This is a genomic window from Pantoea sp. UBA6567 (genome assembly GCF_002434165.1).
Lineage (GTDB): Bacteria > Pseudomonadota > Gammaproteobacteria > Enterobacterales > Enterobacteriaceae > Pantoea > Pantoea eucrina.
This window is the reverse complement of the sequence record NZ_DJJN01000006.1, coordinates 409,774-428,678: the sequence shown is the minus strand read 5'-3', so window position 1 is coordinate 428,678 and position 18,905 is coordinate 409,774. Positions and strand designations below refer to the sequence as shown.

General features: G+C 57.7%; 18 protein-coding genes. 12 read left to right on the top strand and 6 right to left on the bottom strand.

Translation table 11 applies throughout. The annotated features are described in order from the left end of the window. Positions 1–37: 37 nt before the first annotated feature. Positions 38–1,288 carry an NADP-dependent isocitrate dehydrogenase gene (gene icd / locus B4M48_RS08005; protein WP_039383903.1) on the bottom strand — a complete coding sequence of 417 codons (1,251 nt, stop codon included), beginning with the start codon at positions 1,286–1,288 and terminating at the stop codon, positions 38–40. Between the two features lie 131 nt (positions 1,289–1,419). Between icd and rluE the strand changes: the two genes are divergently transcribed. The 8 genes from rluE to B4M48_RS07965 all read left to right on the top strand — a co-directional run bounded on the left by rluE (position 1,420) and on the right by B4M48_RS07965 (position 9,225). Beyond that, positions 1,420–2,058 carry a 23S rRNA pseudouridine(2457) synthase RluE gene (rluE, locus tag B4M48_RS08000; RefSeq protein WP_394662128.1) on the top strand — a complete coding sequence of 213 codons (639 nt, stop codon included), beginning with the start codon at positions 1,420–1,422 and terminating at the stop codon, positions 2,056–2,058. Between the two features lie 27 nt (positions 2,059–2,085). Then, on the top strand, positions 2,086–2,559 hold the full coding sequence (locus B4M48_RS07995) for an NUDIX domain-containing protein (RefSeq protein WP_039383899.1): 474 nt from the start codon (positions 2,086–2,088) through the stop codon (positions 2,557–2,559). Positions 2,560–2,599: 40 nt separating this feature from the next. Continuing rightward, entirely contained in the window at positions 2,600–3,712 is a 1,113-nt protein-coding gene (mnmA, locus tag B4M48_RS07990) for a tRNA 2-thiouridine(34) synthase MnmA (RefSeq protein ID WP_039385800.1), read from the top strand. A gap of 34 nt (positions 3,713–3,746) precedes the next feature. Further along, positions 3,747–4,388: a high frequency lysogenization protein HflD gene (gene hflD, locus B4M48_RS07985; protein ID WP_039383897.1), complete on the top strand. Its 642-nt coding sequence runs from the start codon at positions 3,747–3,749 to the stop codon at positions 4,386–4,388. Positions 4,389–4,432: 44 nt separating this feature from the next. Next, entirely contained in the window at positions 4,433–5,803 is a 1,371-nt protein-coding gene (gene purB, locus B4M48_RS07980; RefSeq protein WP_039383895.1) for an adenylosuccinate lyase, read from the top strand. 108 nt (positions 5,804–5,911) lie between these two features. Then, a complete protein-coding gene (gene phoP / locus B4M48_RS07975) occupies positions 5,912–6,580 on the top strand; it encodes a two-component system response regulator PhoP (RefSeq protein ID WP_039383893.1) in 669 nt (222 codons plus the stop codon). A gap of 4 nt (positions 6,581–6,584) precedes the next feature. Then, positions 6,585–8,045, top strand: coding sequence for a two-component system sensor histidine kinase PhoQ (phoQ, locus tag B4M48_RS07970; RefSeq protein ID WP_071668747.1), 1,461 nt, complete (start codon positions 6,585–6,587; stop codon positions 8,043–8,045). A gap of 58 nt (positions 8,046–8,103) precedes the next feature. Then, the gene (locus B4M48_RS07965; protein WP_039383889.1) at positions 8,104–9,225 is read left to right on the top strand and encodes a cupin domain-containing protein; all 1,122 of its coding nucleotides are present in this window, start codon (positions 8,104–8,106) and stop codon (positions 9,223–9,225) included. Positions 9,226–9,268: 43 nt separating this feature from the next. On the opposite strand, the gene pepT is transcribed toward B4M48_RS07965, so the two are convergent. Beyond that, positions 9,269–10,498: a peptidase T gene (gene pepT / locus B4M48_RS07960; RefSeq protein ID WP_039383887.1), complete on the bottom strand. Its 1,230-nt coding sequence runs from the start codon at positions 10,496–10,498 to the stop codon at positions 9,269–9,271. A gap of 286 nt (positions 10,499–10,784) precedes the next feature. On the opposite strand from pepT, the gene potA reads away from it, so the two are divergent. The 4 genes from potA to potD are packed head-to-tail and all read left to right on the top strand — an operon-like array spanning position 10,785 to position 14,565. Beyond that, a complete protein-coding gene (potA, locus tag B4M48_RS07955) occupies positions 10,785–11,900 on the top strand; it encodes a spermidine/putrescine ABC transporter ATP-binding protein PotA (protein WP_039383885.1) in 1,116 nt (371 codons plus the stop codon). After that, positions 11,893–12,744: a spermidine/putrescine ABC transporter permease PotB gene (gene potB, locus B4M48_RS07950; RefSeq protein WP_199181684.1), complete on the top strand. Its 852-nt coding sequence runs from the start codon at positions 11,893–11,895 to the stop codon at positions 12,742–12,744. The genes potA and potB overlap by 8 nt, the downstream gene beginning before the upstream one ends. After that, positions 12,741–13,514 carry a spermidine/putrescine ABC transporter permease PotC gene (potC, locus tag B4M48_RS07945; protein ID WP_039383882.1) on the top strand — a complete coding sequence of 258 codons (774 nt, stop codon included), beginning with the start codon at positions 12,741–12,743 and terminating at the stop codon, positions 13,512–13,514. The genes potB and potC overlap by 4 nt, the downstream gene beginning before the upstream one ends. 10 nt (positions 13,515–13,524) lie before the next feature. Continuing rightward, the gene (potD, locus tag B4M48_RS07940) at positions 13,525–14,565 is read left to right on the top strand and encodes a spermidine/putrescine ABC transporter substrate-binding protein PotD (protein ID WP_283341228.1); all 1,041 of its coding nucleotides are present in this window, start codon (positions 13,525–13,527) and stop codon (positions 14,563–14,565) included. Positions 14,566–14,597: 32 nt separating this feature from the next. Here the strand turns inward: potD and cobB are convergent, their stop codons facing one another. From cobB to lolC, 4 genes are all read right to left on the bottom strand, one after another. Continuing rightward, complete coding sequence (gene cobB / locus B4M48_RS07935) at positions 14,598–15,431, bottom strand: Sir2 family NAD+-dependent deacetylase (RefSeq protein ID WP_071668743.1); 834 nt, start codon at positions 15,429–15,431, stop codon at positions 14,598–14,600. A 147-nt stretch (positions 15,432–15,578) separates the two neighbouring features. Then, the gene (gene lolE, locus B4M48_RS07930) at positions 15,579–16,823 is read right to left on the bottom strand and encodes a lipoprotein-releasing ABC transporter permease subunit LolE (RefSeq protein ID WP_039383878.1); all 1,245 of its coding nucleotides are present in this window, start codon (positions 16,821–16,823) and stop codon (positions 15,579–15,581) included. Further along, entirely contained in the window at positions 16,820–17,524 is a 705-nt protein-coding gene (lolD, locus tag B4M48_RS07925) for a lipoprotein-releasing ABC transporter ATP-binding protein LolD (RefSeq protein WP_039383877.1), read from the bottom strand. Before lolD ends, lolE begins: the two co-directional genes overlap by 4 nt. Continuing rightward, positions 17,517–18,716, bottom strand: coding sequence for a lipoprotein-releasing ABC transporter permease subunit LolC (gene lolC / locus B4M48_RS07920; RefSeq protein ID WP_039383875.1), 1,200 nt, complete (start codon positions 18,714–18,716; stop codon positions 17,517–17,519). The genes lolD and lolC overlap by 8 nt, the downstream gene beginning before the upstream one ends. Between the last annotated feature and the right edge of the window lie 189 nt (positions 18,717–18,905).

The following is an 18,905-nucleotide window of genomic DNA, read 5'->3' as shown; positions in this document are numbered from 1 at the left end:
GCCAGTGGCTCCCGTTTTCCACTCTGCCTGAAGCAGATTACATGTTGCTGATGATCGCGTCGCCAAACTCTGAACATTTCAGCAATTTAGCGCCATCCATCAGACGTTCGAAGTCATAGGTCACGGTTTTAGCCGCAATTGCGCCTTCCATACCTTTGACAATCAGATCAGCCGCTTCAAACCACTCCATGTGACGCAGCATCATCTCAGCAGACAGGATCACTGAACCCGGGTTCACTTTATCCTGACCCGCATATTTTGGTGCAGTCCCGTGCGTGGCTTCAAACAGCGCGCACTCGTCACCGATGTTTGCGCCAGGTGCGATACCGATACCACCAACCTGTGCCGCCAGGGCGTCAGAGATGTAGTCGCCGTTCAGGTTCATACAGGCAATAACGTCATACTCTGCCGGACGCAGCAGGATCTGCTGCAGGAAAGCATCTGCAATCACATCCTTGACGATGATCTCTTTGCCGGTATTTGGATTGTTGAATTTCATCCACGGGCCACCGTCAATCAGCTCACCACCAAACTCCTCTTTCACCAGCTGGTAGCCCCAGTCCTTGAAAGAACCTTCGGTGAACTTCATGATGTTGCCTTTATGAACCAGCGTCAGCGAATCACGATCGTTAGTGATGGTGTATTCTAGCGCCGCACGGACCAGGCGTTTGGTACCCTCTTCCGAGCACGGCTTCACGCCGATACCGCACTGCTGCGGGAAGCGAATTTTCTTCACGCCCATCTCTTCACGCAGGAATTTGATCACTTTATCCGCTTCCGGCGTACCCGCTTTCCATTCGATACCGGCATAGATATCTTCGGAGTTCTCACGGAAGATCACCATATCGGTCTCTTCCGGACGTTTGACCGGGCTTGGCGTGCCTTTGTAGTAGCGTACCGGACGCAGGCAGACGTAAAGGTCCAGCTCCTGACGCAGTGCCACGTTCAGCGAGCGAATACCGCCGCCAACCGGGGTGGTCAGTGGGCCTTTGATGGCAACGCGGTACTCTTTGATTAAATCCAGGGTTTCCTGCGGCAGCCAGACATCCTGGCCGTAAAGTTCTGTTGATTTCTCACCAGTAAAGATTTCCATCCAGGAAATTTTACGCTCGCCGTTGTAGGCTTTCTTCACGGCAGCATCAACCACTTTCAGCATGACCGGGGAAACGTCAACGCCGATACCGTCACCCTCAATGTAAGGAATGATTGGGTTATGCGGGACATTCAGTTTGCCCTGATCAAGGGTGATTTTCTGACCTTCTGCCGGAACAACTACTTTGCTTTCCATTAACCTCTCCTTCGAGCGATTTTTTGTTAATGATTTGTAAGATGCGGGTCAATACTACTTGAATATTTCCCCTACGCCAATCACCGTAATTTCGCGTTATAATGCGCCGATTGTTACTTACTGCAAAGCTCATGCTAAAAACATCTCAGAAAATTCACCCACCTAAACGCACCGCGGCGTCACGCCACGCTGCGCGCCGCCCGGCACGTCCCGTCGGCCCGCGCCGCGTGATTTTATTTAACAAACCCTTTGATGTGCTGCCGCAATTCAGCGACGACGCCGGGCGCCGCACGCTGAAAGACTTTATTCCGGTCAGCGACGTCTACGCGGCAGGCCGTCTGGATCGCGACAGTGAGGGGCTGATGCTGCTGACCAACGATGGCGCGCTGCAGGCGCAGCTTACTCAGCCCGGCAGGCGCACGGGGAAAATTTACTTTGTTCAGGTCGAGGGCGTGCCGCAGGAATCAGATTTATCCCGGCTGCGCAGCGGCGTTGAGCTTAACGACGGCATAACGCTGCCGGCGGGTATCGAAGCGGTCAGTGAGCCGGAGTGGCTATGGCCGCGCACGCCACCAGTGCGCGAACGCAAAACCATCCCCACCAGCTGGCTGAAAATCACCCTGTATGAAGGGCGCAACCGGCAGGTACGACGCATGACGGCGCATATCGGTTTCCCGACCCTGCGCCTGATTCGCTTTGCGCTGGGAGAGCATCAGCTTAATGGGCTTGCTCCCGGCGAGTGGCGCGATATCAGCGCTGAGTTTCAATAACCGCAGGTTAATCAGAGCGAGCGAACGATGTTTAAACCTCATGTAACCGTCGCCTGTCTGGTACAGGCGCAGGGTAAACTGCTGGTGGTTGAGGAGCGTGTCGCCGGACGCGTGACCTGGAATCAGCCAGCGGGCCATCTCGAAGCGGATGAGACGCTGCAGGAAGCGGCGCTGCGCGAGCTGTATGAAGAGACCGGCATCCACGCAGAGCTGCACTATTTTCTTGGCGTGCAGCAGTGGATTGCGCCGGATAATACACCTTTTGTGCGGTTTCTCTTTGGTGTTGATCTGCCAGCGCCGTGCGTGACCACGCCGCTCGACAGCGATATCGATTGCTGCTGGTGGCTAACACCCGAGCAAATTCTTACGTCCGATCAGCTACGTTCGCCGCTGGTCGCGGAGAGCGTGCGGCTGTGGCAACAGGGCGTGCGCTACCCGCTACAGCTGGTGGCGCCGTTTAACTGGCCGTTTCACAAGGGTGCGCATACCGTGACTCCATGATAGAATGCGCCGCCTGTTTTACTGTAATCAAGAGTGCGTCATGTCTGACAACAGCCAGAAAAAAGTAATCGTCGGAATGTCCGGCGGCGTCGATTCTTCCGTTTCCGCGTGGCTACTGCAGCAGCAGGGCTACCAGGTTGAAGGCCTGTTCATGAAGAACTGGGAGGAGGATGACGGCGAGGAGTATTGCACCGCCGCAGACGATCTGGCTGATGCACAAGCCGTGTGTGACAAGCTCGGCATAAAACTGCACAAAATTAATTTTGCCGCTGAGTACTGGGACAATGTGTTCGAGCATTTTCTCGACGAATATAAGGCGGGGCGCACGCCCAATCCCGATATTCTCTGCAATAAAGAGATCAAATTTAAAGCCTTTCTTGAGTTCGCTGCTGAAGACCTCGGCGCAGATTATATCGCGACCGGCCACTATGTGCGTCGGGCCGACGTGGCGGGCAAAAGCCAGCTGCTGCGCGGACTCGATGGCAATAAAGATCAGAGCTATTTCCTCTACACCCTGAGCCACCAGCAGATCGCCCAGAGCCTGTTTCCGGTCGGTGAACTGGAGAAGCCGGAAGTGCGCCGCATTGCCGAAGAGCTGGATCTGATTACCGCAAAGAAAAAAGATTCTACCGGCATCTGCTTTATCGGCGAGCGCAAGTTTCGCGATTTCCTCGGCCGTTACCTGCCTGCGCAACCGGGCGAAATTGAGACGGTCGAGGGTGAAATTGTCGGTGAGCATCAGGGGCTGATGTACCATACGCTCGGTCAGCGCAAAGGTCTGGGCATTGGCGGCCGCAAAGAGAGCAATGACGATCCCTGGTACGTGGTGGACAAAGATGTCGCACGTAACCGGCTGATTGTCGCCCAGGGCGGCGACCATCCGCGCCTGATGTCTGTGGGCCTGATTGCCCAGCAACTGCACTGGGTCGATCGTCAGCCGGTGACCTCCCCGCTGCGCTGCACGGTTAAAACCCGCTACCGCCAGAGTGACATCCCGTGTGAAATCCTGCCGCTTGGCGACGATCGCATCGAGGTGCGTTTCGATGAAGCGGTTGCGGCGGTGACGCCGGGCCAGTCTGCGGTGTTCTATCTGGATGACGTCTGTCTCGGTGGCGGTATTATTGAGCAGCGTCTGCCGCTGCCTGAGGCGTAAAACGGCGCCGCTGATTTTTCTGCAGGAGTAGAGCGTGGCTAAAAATTTTTATGATATTACGCTGGCGCTGGCGGGCATTTGCCAGGCCACACAGCTGACGCAGCAGCTGGCGCATCAGGGCCAGTGCGACAGCGCGGCGCTGCAGGTATCCATACGCAGCCTGCTTGATCTCAATCCCGCCTCCACGCTGGCGGTATATGGTAATGACGAAGCCAATCTGCGCACCGGTCTGGAGACCTTGATGGCAGTGCTGAACAGCGGCAGCCGTCAGGGTGCCAGTGCGGAAGTGACGCGCTACACGCTGGGTCTGATGGTGCTGGAGCGCAAGCTCAGCGGCAACAAAACCGCGCTGGCGGCGCTGGCACAGCGTATCGGCCAGCTCGATCGTCAGCTGGCGCACTACGGTCCCGAATCTGACACCATTACCAGCGCCATGGCGGGCATCTATGTCGATATCATCAGCCCGCTGGGCCCGCGCATTCAGGTTACCGGCTCACCGCAGGTGCTGCAAAATACTCAGGTACAGAACAAAGTACGCGCGGCGCTGCTGGCGGGGATCCGTTCAGCGGTGCTCTGGCAGCAGTGTGGCGGTGGCCGCCTGCAGCTGATGTTTTCGCGTCAGCGCCTGCTGAATGAAGCCAAAGCTATTTTATCCCGGCTGGGTCCGGCGTATTAAACGCTGCCCTGCCCTCATCTGTTAACGTTTCAGGAGTTGCACTGATGGAATTATCCTCTCTGACCGCCGTCTCACCCGTTGATGGCCGTTACGGCGATAAAGTCAGCCCGCTGCGCGCCATTTTCAGTGAGTTTGGTTTACTGAAATTCCGCGTGGAAGTGGAAGTTCGCTGGTTACAGAAACTGGCTGCGACCGCAGAGATCAGGGAAGTTCCTGCATTTGATGCTGACGCAAACGCTTTCCTTGACGCGATTGTCAGCAATTTTGATGAAACTGACGCTGCACGCATCAAAACCATAGAGCGCACTACGAATCACGATGTCAAAGCGGTTGAATACTTTCTGAAAGAGAAAGTGGCTGATGTGCCTGCGCTGCAGGCGGTCTCTGAGTTTATCCACTTCGCCTGCACCTCTGAAGATATCAATAACCTCTCCCATGCGCTGATGCTGGAAACCGCACGCCGCGACGTTATCACGCCCTACTGGCAGAAAATCATCGCTGCGGTGAAGGGACTGGCGCAGGAGTATCGCGATATTCCGCTGCTCTCCCGTACGCACGGCCAGCCCGCTACCCCTTCAACCATGGGCAAAGAGATGGCCAACGTCGCCTACCGCATGGAGCGGCAGCTGCGTCAGCTGGGCAACATTGAGGTGCTGGGCAAAATCAACGGCGCCGTCGGCAACTACAACGCGCACATCGCTGCTTATCCGGAAGCGGACTGGCATCAGATCAGCGAAGAGTTTGTCACCTCGCTTGGCATTACCTGGAACCCCTACACCACGCAGATTGAGCCGCACGACTACATTGCAGAGCTGTTTGACTGTATCGCGCGTTTCAACACTATCCTGATCGATTTTGATCGCGATATCTGGGGCTACGTTGCACTGAACCACTTCAAACAGAAAACCATCGCGGGCGAAATTGGCTCCTCAACGATGCCGCACAAGGTCAACCCTATCGACTTTGAAAACTCTGAGGGTAATTTAGGTCTGGCAAACGCGGTACTGCAGCACCTCGCCAGCAAGCTCCCGGTGTCACGCTGGCAGCGCGATCTCACCGACTCAACCGTTCTGCGCAACCTCGGCGTCGGCGTCGGCTATGCCCTGATTGCCTATCAGTCCACGCTGAAGGGCATCTCAAAACTGGAGGTGAATCGCGATCGCCTGCTGGATGAGCTGGATCACAACTGGGAAGTGCTTGCCGAGCCGATTCAGACCGTGATGCGCCGTTACGGGATTGAAAAACCCTACGAAAAGCTTAAAGAGCTGACGCGCGGCAAGCGCGTGGATGCGGCGGGCATGCAGGCCTTTATCGACAGCCTGGCGCTGCCGGAAGAGGAGAAAGTGCGCCTGAAGCAGATGACCCCGGCTAACTATCTGGGCCGCGCGGTGCAAATGGTCGATGACCTGAAGTAATTCCGCCTGCACAGGCGCGCACCGCGCGCCTGTTGCGTTGTTCTCTGGTTTAGCTCCCTTCACGTATACTCACTTTATTATCACTGAGTTTGCAGGTAAGGAAAAAGTATGCGTGTTCTGGTTGTGGAAGATAATGCTCTGCTGCGCCACCATCTCGCCGTTCAGCTGCGTGATATGGGGCATCAGGTTGATGCCGCTGAAGATGCGAAAGAAGCTGACTACTTTCTTCAGGAACATCTGCCTGACATTGCGCTGGTTGATCTTGGCCTGCCCGACGAAGATGGCATGTCGCTGATTCGCCGCTGGCGCAGCGACGCGGTGCGCCAGCCGATCCTGGTACTGACCGCACGCGAAGGCTGGCAGGCAAAAGTTGAAGCCCTGGAAGCTGGCGCGGACGACTACGTTACCAAGCCTTTTCATATTGAGGAGGTTGCTGCCCGCCTGCAGGCGCTGATGCGCCGCAATAGCGGCCACGCATCGCAGATCATCTCCCTGCCGCCGTTTCAGGTCGACCTGTCACGTCGCGAGCTGGCGGTGAACGACGTGCCGGTGAAGCTGACAGCATTTGAATATACGATTGCGGAAACGCTGATCCGCAACGCGGGTAAAGTGGTCAGCAAAGATTCGCTGATGCTGCAGCTCTATCCTGACGCTGAACTGCGCGAAAGCCATACCATCGATGTGCTGATGGGCCGCCTGCGCAAGAAAATCCTTGCACTGCATCCGACCGAAGTGATCAACACGGTACGCGGTCAGGGCTACCGTTTCGATCTCTGACGCCATGAACTGGTTTCGCCAGCTGCGCCCGCTCTCGCTCCGTACCCGCTTTCTGCTGGCGACCGCCGCCGTGGTCCTGTTTATCTCTCTCTCCTATGGCATGGTCGCGGTTATCGGCTATGTCGTGAGTTTCGATAAAAATACCTACCGCGTGCTGCGCGGTGAAAGTAACCTCTTTTTCACTCTGGCGCAGTGGCAGGATAACAAACTCACCATCGCGCAGCCGGAGCGCATGACGCTGAATTTCCCGACGCTGGTCTTTATCTACGATGAGCGCGGCAAGCTGCTGTGGCAGCAGCGCGACGTGCCGGAGATCCGGGAAAAAATTCAGCCCGAGTGGCTGCTGAAGCCTGACTTTTATGAAATTGACACCAGCAACCGCACCAGCCTGACGGCATTAGGCGATAACATTCAGGCGCAGCAGCAGCTGCACGCGCTGGACAGCAACAGTAACGACACCTTTACCCATTCAGTTGCGGTGAATCGCTACGATGCGACAGTCAACCTGCCGGCGATGACCATTGTGGTGGTGGATTCCATCCCGCAAGAGCTGCAGCACTCAGACGTAGTCTGGTCATGGTTCAGCTATGTGCTGGCGGCTAACCTGCTGCTGGTGATCCCGCTGCTCTGGCTGGCCGCTCACTGGAGCTTGCGCCCGATTGGCGATCTCACCGCGCAGGTGCGCGAGCTGGAGACCGGTCAGCGGGAAAACCTGGGCGACAACCCGCCGCAGGAGCTGAAAAGCCTGGTGCGCAACCTTAACCTGCTGCTGACCAACGAGCGTCAGCGCTATACCCGCTACCGCACCACGCTCTCAGATTTAACCCACAGCCTGAAAACACCGCTGGCAGTGCTGCAGAGTACGCTGCGATCGCTGCGCAACGGCAAATCACTCACCATCGAACAGGCGGAGCCGGTGATGCTGGAGCAGATCAGCCGTATTTCACAGCAGACGGGTTACTATCTGCATCGCGCCAGCATGCAGGCCGACCACAATCCGCTGCAGCGTGATTTTCACTCAGTTTCCGCCCTGCTCGACAGCCTCTGCTCTGCGCTCAACAAGGTTTACCAGCGCAAGGGCGTGGAGATCACGCTCGACATTCCCCCCGAGCTGGTGTTTGTCGGCGATCAGAACGATTTTATGGAAGTGCTCGGCAACGTACTCGATAACGCCTGTAAATATTGCCTGGAGTTTATTGAAGTCAGCACGCGCCAGACTGACCAGGCGCTGCATCTGTTTATCGACGATGACGGGCCGGGTATTCCTGAAAGCAAGCGCGATCTGATTTTTGTCCGCGGCCAGCGGGCCGATACGCTGCGGCCGGGACAGGGGCTGGGGCTGGCGGTGGTGCGGGATATTCTTGAACAGTATGCCGGAACCGTCAGCGCCTCTGCCAGCCCGCTGGGCGGCACGCGCATGGAAGTGGTGTTCAGGCGGCAGGAAGTTACACATCACCGCGAGTAGAACCGGCTGCGGACTGTTATACTTGCCAGCAATTATTGCTCCAACCGGAACGCTTCGTATGGATTATCAGCTCGATATCAACCAGACCGACTTTATTCAGCGCTACTGGCAGAAACGCCCGGTCGTGCTTAAGCGCGGCTTCAAAAATTTCGTGGATCCCCTCTCGCCGGATGAGCTGGCGGGACTGGCGATGGAAAATGAGGTGGACAGCCGCCTCGTCAGCCACCATAACGACAAATGGCAGGTCAGCCACGGCCCGTTTGAGAGCTATGACCATCTGGGTGAAAGCAACTGGTCGCTGCTGGTTCAGGCGGTTAACCACTGGCATGAGGGCTCTGCTGCCCTGATGCGCCCGTTCCGCTTTCTGCCCGACTGGCGCATCGACGATCTGATGATCTCGTTTTCAGTCCCGGGCGGCGGCGTGGGTCCGCATTTCGACCAGTATGATGTCTTTATCATTCAGGGTACCGGCCGCCGGCGCTGGCGCGTGGGTGAAAAGGTCCCGATGAAACAGCACTGCCCGCATCCCGATTTGCTGCAGGTTGCGCCGTTTGACGCCATTATCGATGAAGAGCTGGAGCCGGGCGATATTCTCTACATTCCGCCGGGCTTCCCGCACGAGGGCTACTCGCTGGAAAATGCGCTCAACTATTCAGTCGGGTTCCGGGCGCCAAATGGCCGCGAGCTGATCAGCGGCTTTGCTGATTATATGCTGGCTCATGAGCTGGGCAGCTATCGCTACAGCGATCCGGAAGTACCTTCACGCAGCTGCCCGTCGCGGATCCTGCCTTCTGAAGTTGAAGGCATTCGTCAGGTTATGCTGGATGTGATCAACCAGCCGGAGCAGTTCAGCCAGTGGTTTGGCGAATTTATTTCGCAGTCGCGCCATGAGCTGGACGTGGCGCCACCGGAGCCGCCGTATCAGCCGGATGAGATTTACGATGCGCTGCAGCAGGGTGACACGCTGACGCGGCTTGGCGGCCTGCGCGTACTGACGCTGGGTGATGCCGTCTATGTTAATGGCGAGCAGATCACCAGCCAGCATCCGCAGGTACTGGCCGCGCTGGCGCACCAGCATGAACTTGCTCTGGCAGATTTTGGTGACGCGCTGGATGACCCGTCACTGCTGGCGCAGCTGGCCGGTCTGGTAAACAGCGGCTACTGGTTCTTTGCTGATTAAAACCATGCGCCTCTCCCGCTTCCGGGAGAGGCGCTCTTCTGCGTTATGTCCGCTTCTCTGCCGCCAGCGCAGAGAGCCGCACAATCACTTCTGTCGCTTTTTGCATCACATTCAGTGAGGCAAACTCATGTTTGCCGTGGTAGTTATAGCCACCGGTAAAGATATTCGGACAGGGCAGCCCTTTCCACGACAGCGCGGAACCGTCAGTGCCGCCACGGATCGGCTTCACGTCAGGCTCAATGCCGCAGTCGCGCATCGCCTGCAGCGCCAGCTCAATAATATGCGGATGCGGCTCCACTTTTTCGCGCATATTGCGATAGCTGTCGCTGATCTCGACTTTAACCGAACATTCGCTCTGCAGCCCTTTGCCCACCCGCTGTCCGATGTTCTCCAGCAGCTGTTTGCGCTGTTCATAGCTGTCTGCATCAAAATCGCGGATCAGATACATCAGCTCAGCGTGCTCCACCGTGCCTTTGATAGAGTGCAGATGGAAAAAGCCTTCGTAGCCGTCGGTAAACTGCGGCTTCTCCTGAGCAGGCAGCTCGGCGTGGAAGCGCATCGCCAGATCCAGCGCATTCACCATGACATTCTTTGCGCTGCCGGGATGAACGTTATTCCCGGTGATATAGACCATCGCAGTTGCGGCGTTGAAGTTCTCAAACTCAAACTCGCCGAGACCGCTGCCATCCATGGTGTAAGCCCAGTCAGCCGCAAACCCTTCCACGTCGAAGTGCGACGTGCCGCGGCCGATCTCCTCATCCGGCGTAAAGGCAACCCGGATAGCGCCGTGCGGCACGTCACCCTTTGCCAGCTCCGCCATCGCCGTCATAATCTCCGCAATGCCCGCTTTATCATCCGCACCCAGCAGCGTTTTGCCGTCGGTCGTGATCAACGTATGTCCGGTCAGCTTATGCAGCACCGGGAACATCACCGGCGACAGCACTTCATCCCCGTTACCCAGCGCAATGTCGCCGCCGCGATAGTTCTCCACGATCTGCGGATTGACGTTTTTCGCCGTGTAGTCGGGCGAGGTATCCATATGAGAAATAAAGCCGATAACCGGCACTGGCCAGTCGACGTTGGCCGGCAGCGTACCCATTACGCAGCAGTGGTCGCTCAGCGATACATCGACAAAGCCCAGTGCAATCAGCTCTTCCTGCAGCTGACGCGCCAGGATCCACTGCCCCTCACTGCTCGGCACCTGCCGCGCCTGCGGTTTAGCCTGCGTCTCTATCGCTACGTAGCGCAGAAAGCGTTCCAGTAACTGTTCCATCCGTTATCCCCCTGTTTAAGCCGGTGTTATTATTGCGGCGGCAGCTGCCCGCCGTGTTGCGCGATATCACTCTTCTTTAGGTTAGCCTGCCTGCCATAGCGTGTACCAGGTAAATTATTGCCGGCTGGCCTGTCACGCACAGTTCAGTAGTTTGCCCTCTTTTCCAGGTAATTCAGCGGTAAATTATGGCATTAGATAAATTTTCAGGTATTATCCCGCCTTCACTACGGCTCGCTGTCGCCGGCAGCGAGCCGCTATCCTGATCCCTTCAGACTGAGTGACTAAAATGACGCAAACATGCGCACAACAGGCGCTGGTTACGCTTTCTGGCATCAGTAAAGCTTTCGATGGGAAAACCATCATCTCTGATTTCAACCTGCATATCGGACACGGAGAGTTTATTACTCTGCTGGGCCCGTCAGGCTGCGGGAAAACCACCATTCTGCGCCTGCTTGCCGGACTGGAAACCACCGACAGCGGCCGCATCACGCTGGATGGCAGCGATATTACCGATACGCCCGCCGAGCAGCGTCATATCAATACTGTGTTTCAGAGCTACGCGCTGTTTCCGCATATGTCCGTGTTTGAGAACGTCGCATTCGGTCTGCGCATGCAGAAGCGCCCCGCCGGTGAGATCGTTCAGCGCGTTAATGAAGCGCTGGCCATGGTGCAGCTGGAGAGTTTCGCCGACCGGCGCCCGCATCAGCTTTCAGGGGGACAGCAGCAGCGGGTCGCTATCGCCCGCGCCGTGGTTAACCAGCCAAAAGTCCTGCTGCTGGATGAGTCTCTCTCGGCGCTGGATTATAAGCTGCGTCGTCAGATGCAGAACGAGCTGAAAGCGCTGCAGCGCAAACTGGGCATCACCTTTGTTTTTGTCACCCACGATCAGGAAGAGGCGCTCTCTATGTCAGATCGTATCGTGGTGATGCGCGACGGTCGCATTGAGCAGGATGGCACGCCGCGTGAAATTTATGAAGAGCCGGGCAACCTGTTTGTGGCGCGTTTTATCGGTGAAATCAACGTCTTTGACGCCGAGGTGATCGCGTGCGACCGCGCGCCCACCATCCGCGCGCGCGTTGAAGGCATCGCCTGCGATCTGCACTGCCCGTTTCCGGTAGCGCCCGGTGATAAACTGCACGTGCTGCTGCGCCCGGAAGATCTGCGCGTTGAAGAGATTGCTCATGACAGCCGCAGCGAGTATCTGACCGGTTTTGTTCGCGACCGCAGCTATAAAGGCATGACCCTGGAGTCCTCGGTGGAGCTGGAGAACGGCAAGCTGCTGACGGTCAGTGAATTCTTCAACGAAGATGACCCCGATTTTGACCACTCGCTGAATCAAAAAATGGCCATCCGCTGGGTGCCGGACTGGGAGGTGGTACTGCCCTATGAAACTGATGCGTAATCGTCTGCAGAAAGCGATTGTTGCCCTGATTGTCAGCTGGCTGACGCTGTTTGTGCTGCTGCCCAATCTGATGATTATCGTCACCAGCTTTCTGACGCGCGATGATGCGCACTTTGTCAGCATGGTACTGACCTTTGATAACTACCGCCGCCTGCTCGACCCGCTCTATGCCAGCGTGCTGCTGCATTCACTGAATATGGCGTTTATCGCCACCCTGTGCTGTCTGCTGCTGGGCTATCCGTTTGCCTGGTGCCTGACCCGCCTCTCGCCGCGGCTGCGTCCGCTGATGCTGTTTTTGCTGATTGTCCCCTTCTGGACCAACTCGCTGATCCGCATCTATGGGCTGAAGATCTTTCTCAGCACCCGCGGCTGGCTGAACGACTTTCTGCTCTGGCTCGGCGTAACAGATAAGCCCTTTCGCATCATGTTCACCTCTGAAGCGGTGATTCTGGGGTTAATCTATATCCTGCTGCCGTTTATGGTACTGCCGCTTTACTCCAGCCTGGAGAAGCTTGACCGATCGTATCTTGAAGCGGCGCGCGATCTCGGTGCCAGTAAGCTGCAGACGTTTGTACGCATTATTCTGCCGCTGACTCTGCCCGGCATTGTCGCGGGCTCCCTGCTGGTATTTATCCCGGCGATGGGCATGTTTTACGTTGCCGACCTTATGGGCGGCGCCAGAAATCTGCTGATCGGAAATATTATCAAAAGCCAGTTCCTGAACATTCGCGACTGGCCCTCTGGCGCAGCCACCAGCGTGGTGATGACGCTGCTGATGGGCATTATGCTGCTGTTTTACTGGCGGGCGGCGCGGCTGCTGAATAACCGTATGGATCTCTCATGATAGCGCGTCTGCTACGCGGCGGCTTTATGGCCGCAATCTATGCCTGGTTCTATATTCCGATGATTATCCTGATCGTGAACTCCTTCAACGCCTCGCGCTTTGGCATTAACTGGCAGGGATTCAGCACGCGCTGGTATCAGCTGCTGCTGAACAACGACAGTCTGATTCAGGCAGCGCAGCACTCACTTATCATGGGTGTGATCTCCGCAACCTGCGCCACGCTGATTGGCGCGCTTACGGCCGTCGCGCTCTACCGTTACCGTTTTCGCGGTAAACCCTTTGTCAGCGGGATGCTGTTTGTGGTGATGATGTCGCCGGATATTGTTATGGCGATCTCCCTGCTGGTGCTGTTTATGCTGCTGGGGATCTCGCTCGGCTTCTGGTCGCTGCTGTTTTCGCATATCACCTTCTGCCTGCCTTTTGTGGTGATCACCGTTTACTCGCGGCTGAAAGGGTTTGATGTGCGCATGCTGGAGGCGGCAAAAGATCTCGGTGCCAGTGAAGTGACGATTCTGCGTAAAATTCTGCTGCCGCTGGCGATGCCGGCCGTGGCAGCGGGCTGGCTGCTGAGTTTTACCCTCTCTATGGATGATGTGGTGGTCTCATCATTCGTTACCGGGCCGGGTTTCGAAATCCTGCCGCTGAAGATCTACTCCATGGTGAAAGTTGGTGTTTCACCCGAGGTGAACGCGCTGGCGACGATCCTGCTGCTGCTGTCGCTGCTGCTGGTGGCGATCAGTCAGCTACTGCTCCGTGATAAAACCCAATAGAGGATACCCCATGAAAAAACACGCTTGCTGGCTGATAGCGGGAGCGATGGCGCTGTGTATGCAGAGCGCGCAGGCTGACAATAAAACGCTCTACTTCTATAACTGGACAGAGTATGTGCCGCCGGGTCTGCTGGAGCAGTTTACCAAAGAGACCGGGATCAAAGTGATCTACTCCACCTATGAATCCAATGAGAGCATGTACGCCAAGCTGAAAACCTGGAAAGATGGCGCTTACGATCTGGTGGTGCCTTCGACCTATTTTGTCGCCAAAATGCGCAATGAGGGGATGCTGCAGAAGATCGATAAATCGCAGCTGAGCAACTTTAAGAATCTCGATCCCGACCTGCTCAACAAGCCGTTCGATCCCGATAACGACTACTCCATTCCCTATATCTGGGGCGCGACCGCTATCGGTGTCAACAGCGATGAGATCGATCCTAAAACGATCACCCGCTGGGCCGACCTCTGGAAGCCGGAATATAAGCAGAGTCTGCTGCTGACGGACGATGCGCGCGAAGTGTTCCAGGTGGCGCTGCGCAAGCTCGGTTATTCCGGCAACACGCAGGACCCGGCGCAGATCGCTGCCGCGTCAGAAGAGCTGAAAAAGCTGATGCCGAACGTGCTGGCGTTTAACTCCGATAATCCGGGCAACCCGTTTATGGAGGGCGAAGTCAACGTCGGTATGATCTGGAACGGCTCCGCTTACGTGGCGCGTCAGGCGGGCACGCCGCTGAGCATTGTCTGGCCGGAAGAAGGCGGCATTTTCTGGATGGATAACCTGGCGATCCCGGCCAATGCGAAAAACCGGGAGGGGGCGCTGAAGCTGATTAACTTCCTGCTGCGCCCCGATGTGGCAGCTCAGGTGGCGGAAACCATCGGTTACCCGACGCCAAATCTGGCGGCAAAAAAGCTGCTGCCTGCGGCCGTTGCGCAGGATCCGTCACTCTATCCGCCTGCTGACGTCATCAGAAAAGGCGAGTGGCAGAATGATGTCGGAGCCGCCAGCATACAGTATGAAACGCTGTTTCAGAAGCTGAAAGCGGGCCGCTGAAAGGCGTAACGGGCGCCGCACAGGCGCCCGGTTTAGTGCTCCAGGCTCTGCAGCAGGCGCTGCACAAACGCCGGTACCTCTTCGCTCGCCAGGCCATATTTTCCTTCGGCAAACTCATTGCCCACCTGACTTGGCTCCAGGTTCAGCTCAACCGTATGCGCGCCCTGCAGCGTGGCTTCATGTACAAATCCGGCGGCAGGATAGACATGGCCTGAGGTGCCGATGGCGATAAACAGATCCACCTGCTGCATCGCCTCATAGATCTCTTCCATGCCGAGCGGCATTTCGCCGAACCACACCACGTGCGGCCGCAGCCGCGCCGGAAACTGGCAGCAGGTGCAGCGATCGTCGGCGGTCACGTCGCGATGCCACGCCACCACCTGGCCACTCTCCTCACAGCGCACTTTCAGCAGTTCGCCATGCATATGCAGCACGCGCTGGCTGCCGGCACGCTCGTGCAGATTATCGATGTTCTGTGTGACCAGCAGAAAGTTATCGCCCAGCGCCTGTTCCAGCTCTGCCAGCGCCAGATGTGCGGCGTTAGGCTGGATCTCCGGCTGCTGCAGCTGCTGGCGGCGGATATTATAAAAGCGCTGCACCAGCGCCGGATCGCGGCGAAAGCCCTCCGGCGTAGCAACATCTTCAATACGATGTTCTTCCCACAGGCCGTCGGAGGCGCGAAAAGTACGAATGCCCGATTCAGCAGAGATGCCGGCGCCGGTCAGTACCACCACGCGCGGCAGCGGATGCGCGGCGAGTTCAGCGCTGCGATCGCGCTCAAAGATGCGCTGGCGAAAGCGCTGATGCACTTTACGGCGGTTTTTCCGGTCGCGGGCGAGCCTCAGGCGGCGGCGCTGTATGCGCATAAAAACTCCTTGATCTGCGGCGCAGTACGCCGTGTTTCGGGTGTTGTAGTGGGCAATGCTGTCCCGGTAATAGCGACTGCGTGGCGACACCGCCGTACGCAGGCGCTGAAACCGGACGCAGCCGCCGGAGCGGCTGCGTCAGGGCGGTTACTGACCGCTCAGCACGCGGGCCGGATCGAGGCGGCTGGCGCGTCGCGCCGGGTACCAGCTGGCGATCAGGCTCAGCACGATAGCGGTTACCAGTACAATGACAACATCCAGCCAGTGCAGTTCCGACGGCAGAAAGTCGATAAAATAGATATCGCCTGCCAGCAGCGTATGCCCGGTCAGATGTTCGATGCCGCGCATCACCGGCGTCAGGTTCAGCGCCACCAGCACACCGGTGACAACGCCGCTGACGCTGCCCAGCAGGCCCGCCAGCAGCCCGTACCAGATAAAGATAGCGCGGATAAGCCCATCTTTCGCCCCCAGGGTACGCAGTACGGCAATGTCTGCGCTCTTATCTTTAACTGCCATCACCAGCGTGGAAACGATATTGAAACAGGCGACGCCAATCACCAGCACCATCGCCAGATACATAATGGCGCGGATCATCTGGATATCGCGATACATATAGCCGTAGGTGCCAATCCAGCTTTTGATATAAACATAGGCGTGGGCTACCTCACCGGCCGTGCGCACCAGCTTTTGCGCCTGAAACGGATCGCTCATCTTCAGTGCGATACCGCTGACGCTGTCGCCCAGGCCCAGATAGCGCTGCGCATCCGCCAGCGGAACCAGCGCCAGGCTGTGATCGAGCATGCCGCTCAGCTGAAGAATACCGCTGACCTGCAGCCGGATGCGCTTTGGCTGCTGCAGCTTATTATCCGCGCTGCTGTTAGGGATCATGATGGTGATCCAGCTGCCCTGCTTCACGTTCAATGATTTGGCGATACCGCCGCCCAAAATAATCTGCTGCCTGCCGGCGGCAAACTGTGCCCAGGCGTCGCCGGCGACAAACTGCGGCAGTGCGCTGAGACGCGACTCCTGCTGCGGATCAACCCCTTTGACCTGCAGCGCCTGTAGCCTGGCGCCGCTCTCAATCAATCCGGTAAAATTAACGTAGGGGGCCGCCGCCGCAATGCCAGGCACCTGCTCCATCGGGGCGATCAGAGATTGCCAGTCGCGCAGCGGCCCTTCGACCGGCTCAATTTCACCATGCGGAACGACAGCCAGAATGCGGTTATTCAGCTCACGCTCAAAACCGTTCATGGCGCTGAGGCCGATGATCAGTACCGCCACGCCCAGCGCAATTCCCACGGTGGAGATCACTGAAATCAGCGATACCATGCCGCCGCGCCGCCGGCCCCGGCTGAAACGCAGCCCCAGCAACAGCGAGAGTGAAGAGGTCATGCCTCTGCTCCCAGCGTCAGGCGATCGCTCAGCTGTCCGTCACGCATCTCCATCTGCCGCGTCAGCCGTTTTGCCAGCTGCAGATCGTGAGTCACCACCAGAAACGCCGTGCCCTGACGCACGTTAAGCTCGCCCAGCAGTTCAAATATCGCGTCGGCGTTGCGCGCATCGAGATTGCCGGTGGGCTCATCCGCCATCACCAGACGTGGACGGTTAACCAGCGCCCGGGCAATCGCCACGCGCTGACGCTCGCCGCCTGAGAGCTCAGAAGGACGATGCGCGGCGCGCTTCTCCAGCCCGACCGCCGCCAGCATTTCGCGGGCGCGACTCTCAGCTTCCGCTTTGGCGGTTTTGCCAATCAGCAGCGGCATCGCCACGTTCTCCAGCGCGCTGAAGTCAGGCAGCAGGTGATGGAACTGATAGATAAAGCCCAGTTCGCGGTTGCGCAGCTCCGCTTTTGCGGCGGCGCTCATGCCATTAAGCGAGCGGCCATCAAACACCACGTCGCCCGAGGTCGGCGCATCCAGGCCGCCCAGCAGATGCAGGAGCGTACTTTTACCAGAGCCGGAGCTGCCGACAATCGCCGCCAGCTCGCCGGGCTGCAGGCTGAAAGCCACGTTGCGCAGCACGTCGGTCTGCACGCTGCCTTCCTGATAGCGTTTGCACAGGTCGCGACACTGCAACAAAGGGGTATTACTCATAACGTAAAGCCTCAGCGGGTTGAACGGCGGCAGCGCGCCAGGAGGGGTAAAGGGTTGAGAGCAGCGCAACCGTCATTGAAATCAGGGCGATCATCACCACCTGCCAGGGATTGATGTCCACAGGCAGCGCCGCGCCATCGAGAAACAGGCCGATGACCGGCATCAGCGTGTTCAGCTGGCTGGCAAGCAGCACGCCAAGCAGCGCACCCAGCAGCGCGCCAATAATACCGGCACTCGCGCCCTGCACCATAAAGACCGCGACAATCTGCCGCCGGGTTAAGCCCTGCGTCTGCAGAATCGCCACTTCGCCCTGCTTCTCCATAATCAGCAGACCCAGCGAGGTGATGATATTGAACGCCGCTACGGCGATAATCAGACTCAGCAGCAGCCCCATCATATTTTTTTCCATGCGTACGGCCTGGAAAAGATCGCCTTTGCGCTCGCGCCAGTCTTTCCACACCGTGCCCTGCGGCAGCGGCTGGGTACTCAGCGTATCCACGCTCAGCGGCTTTTCCAGCCAGAGCCGCCAGCCGGTGATGCTGCCTGCCGGATAGCGCATAACGCGCGATGCATCCTGCTGATTAACGAGGATCTGGTAACCATCTACCTCACTATTTGCCGCGTAAGTTCCGGCAACGGTAAAGATGCGCTGGCTGGGCAGGCGCCCGACCGGCGTAAACTGGCTGACCGAAGGCACCATCAGACGCAGCGCGTCGCCCCGCTTCACGCCGAGCTGTGCGGCGAGCTGCTCACCGAGGATCACATTATATTTGCCCGCCTGCAGCACCTGCTGCTGCGTGTTAACCAGGTAAGGCGTGAGCGGATCGGGTTCGTCCGGATTAACCCCCAGCATCACGCCGACCGAGACGTTGTGCGCACTCTGCAGCACCACATCGGCCGTGGTCAGGGGAGCAACGCGCGTGACGCCCTGCAGCTTCAGGCTGTCAGCCGGCAGCTGCTGCGGATCGATACTGCCTTTGTCACTGGTAATGAGCGCCTGCGGCATCAGCCCCAGGATATTCCCCTCCAGCTCACGCTCAAAGCCGTTCATCACCGACAGCACGGTCACCAGCGCCATTACGCCCAAGGTAATACCGATAGTTGAGAGCCAGGAGACGAAGCGACCGAAGCGGTCTGAAGCCCGTCCACGCATGTAGCGTAAACCGATAAATAGCGCAACTGGTTGATACATGAGTTCCGTTCTGGCCATTGCCTGATAATAAGGTAGAGGGATGATAATGGAGCCGCCTGCTTTATGAAACCTCTAACCCACTGAGTGATGAGCGAAGTTGCATCAAAATGCGTCCCTGCCGCGCCACAGGAGAGATTTCTTTCGCCGCAACGGTTCTGCCCCGCCGTGCGGCCGGATAAAAGCTGTACG

Coding starts and splice junctions, on each gene's coding strand:
- icd (WP_039383903.1), bottom strand. CDS start 1,288: ATGGAAAGCAAAGTAGTTGTTCCGGCAGAAGGTCAGAAAATCACCCTT.
- rluE (WP_394662128.1), top strand. CDS start 1,420: ATGCTAAAAACATCTCAGAAAATTCACCCACCTAAACGCACCGCGGCG.
- B4M48_RS07995 (WP_039383899.1), top strand. CDS start 2,086: ATGTTTAAACCTCATGTAACCGTCGCCTGTCTGGTACAGGCGCAGGGT.
- mnmA (WP_039385800.1), top strand. CDS start 2,600: ATGTCTGACAACAGCCAGAAAAAAGTAATCGTCGGAATGTCCGGCGGC.
- purB (WP_039383895.1), top strand. CDS start 4,433: ATGGAATTATCCTCTCTGACCGCCGTCTCACCCGTTGATGGCCGTTAC.
- phoP (WP_039383893.1), top strand. CDS start 5,912: ATGCGTGTTCTGGTTGTGGAAGATAATGCTCTGCTGCGCCACCATCTC.
- phoQ (WP_071668747.1), top strand. CDS start 6,585: ATGAACTGGTTTCGCCAGCTGCGCCCGCTCTCGCTCCGTACCCGCTTT.
- B4M48_RS07965 (WP_039383889.1), top strand. CDS start 8,104: ATGGATTATCAGCTCGATATCAACCAGACCGACTTTATTCAGCGCTAC.
- pepT (WP_039383887.1), bottom strand. CDS start 10,498: ATGGAACAGTTACTGGAACGCTTTCTGCGCTACGTAGCGATAGAGACG.
- potA (WP_039383885.1), top strand. CDS start 10,785: ATGACGCAAACATGCGCACAACAGGCGCTGGTTACGCTTTCTGGCATC.
- potB (WP_199181684.1), top strand. CDS start 11,893: ATGCGTAATCGTCTGCAGAAAGCGATTGTTGCCCTGATTGTCAGCTGG.
- potC (WP_039383882.1), top strand. CDS start 12,741: ATGATAGCGCGTCTGCTACGCGGCGGCTTTATGGCCGCAATCTATGCC.
- potD (WP_283341228.1), top strand. CDS start 13,525: ATGAAAAAACACGCTTGCTGGCTGATAGCGGGAGCGATGGCGCTGTGT.
- cobB (WP_071668743.1), bottom strand. CDS start 15,431: ATGCGCATACAGCGCCGCCGCCTGAGGCTCGCCCGCGACCGGAAAAAC.
- lolE (WP_039383878.1), bottom strand. CDS start 16,823: ATGACCTCTTCACTCTCGCTGTTGCTGGGGCTGCGTTTCAGCCGGGGC.
- lolD (WP_039383877.1), bottom strand. CDS start 17,524: ATGAGTAATACCCCTTTGTTGCAGTGTCGCGACCTGTGCAAACGCTAT.
- lolC (WP_039383875.1), bottom strand. CDS start 18,716: ATGTATCAACCAGTTGCGCTATTTATCGGTTTACGCTACATGCGTGGA.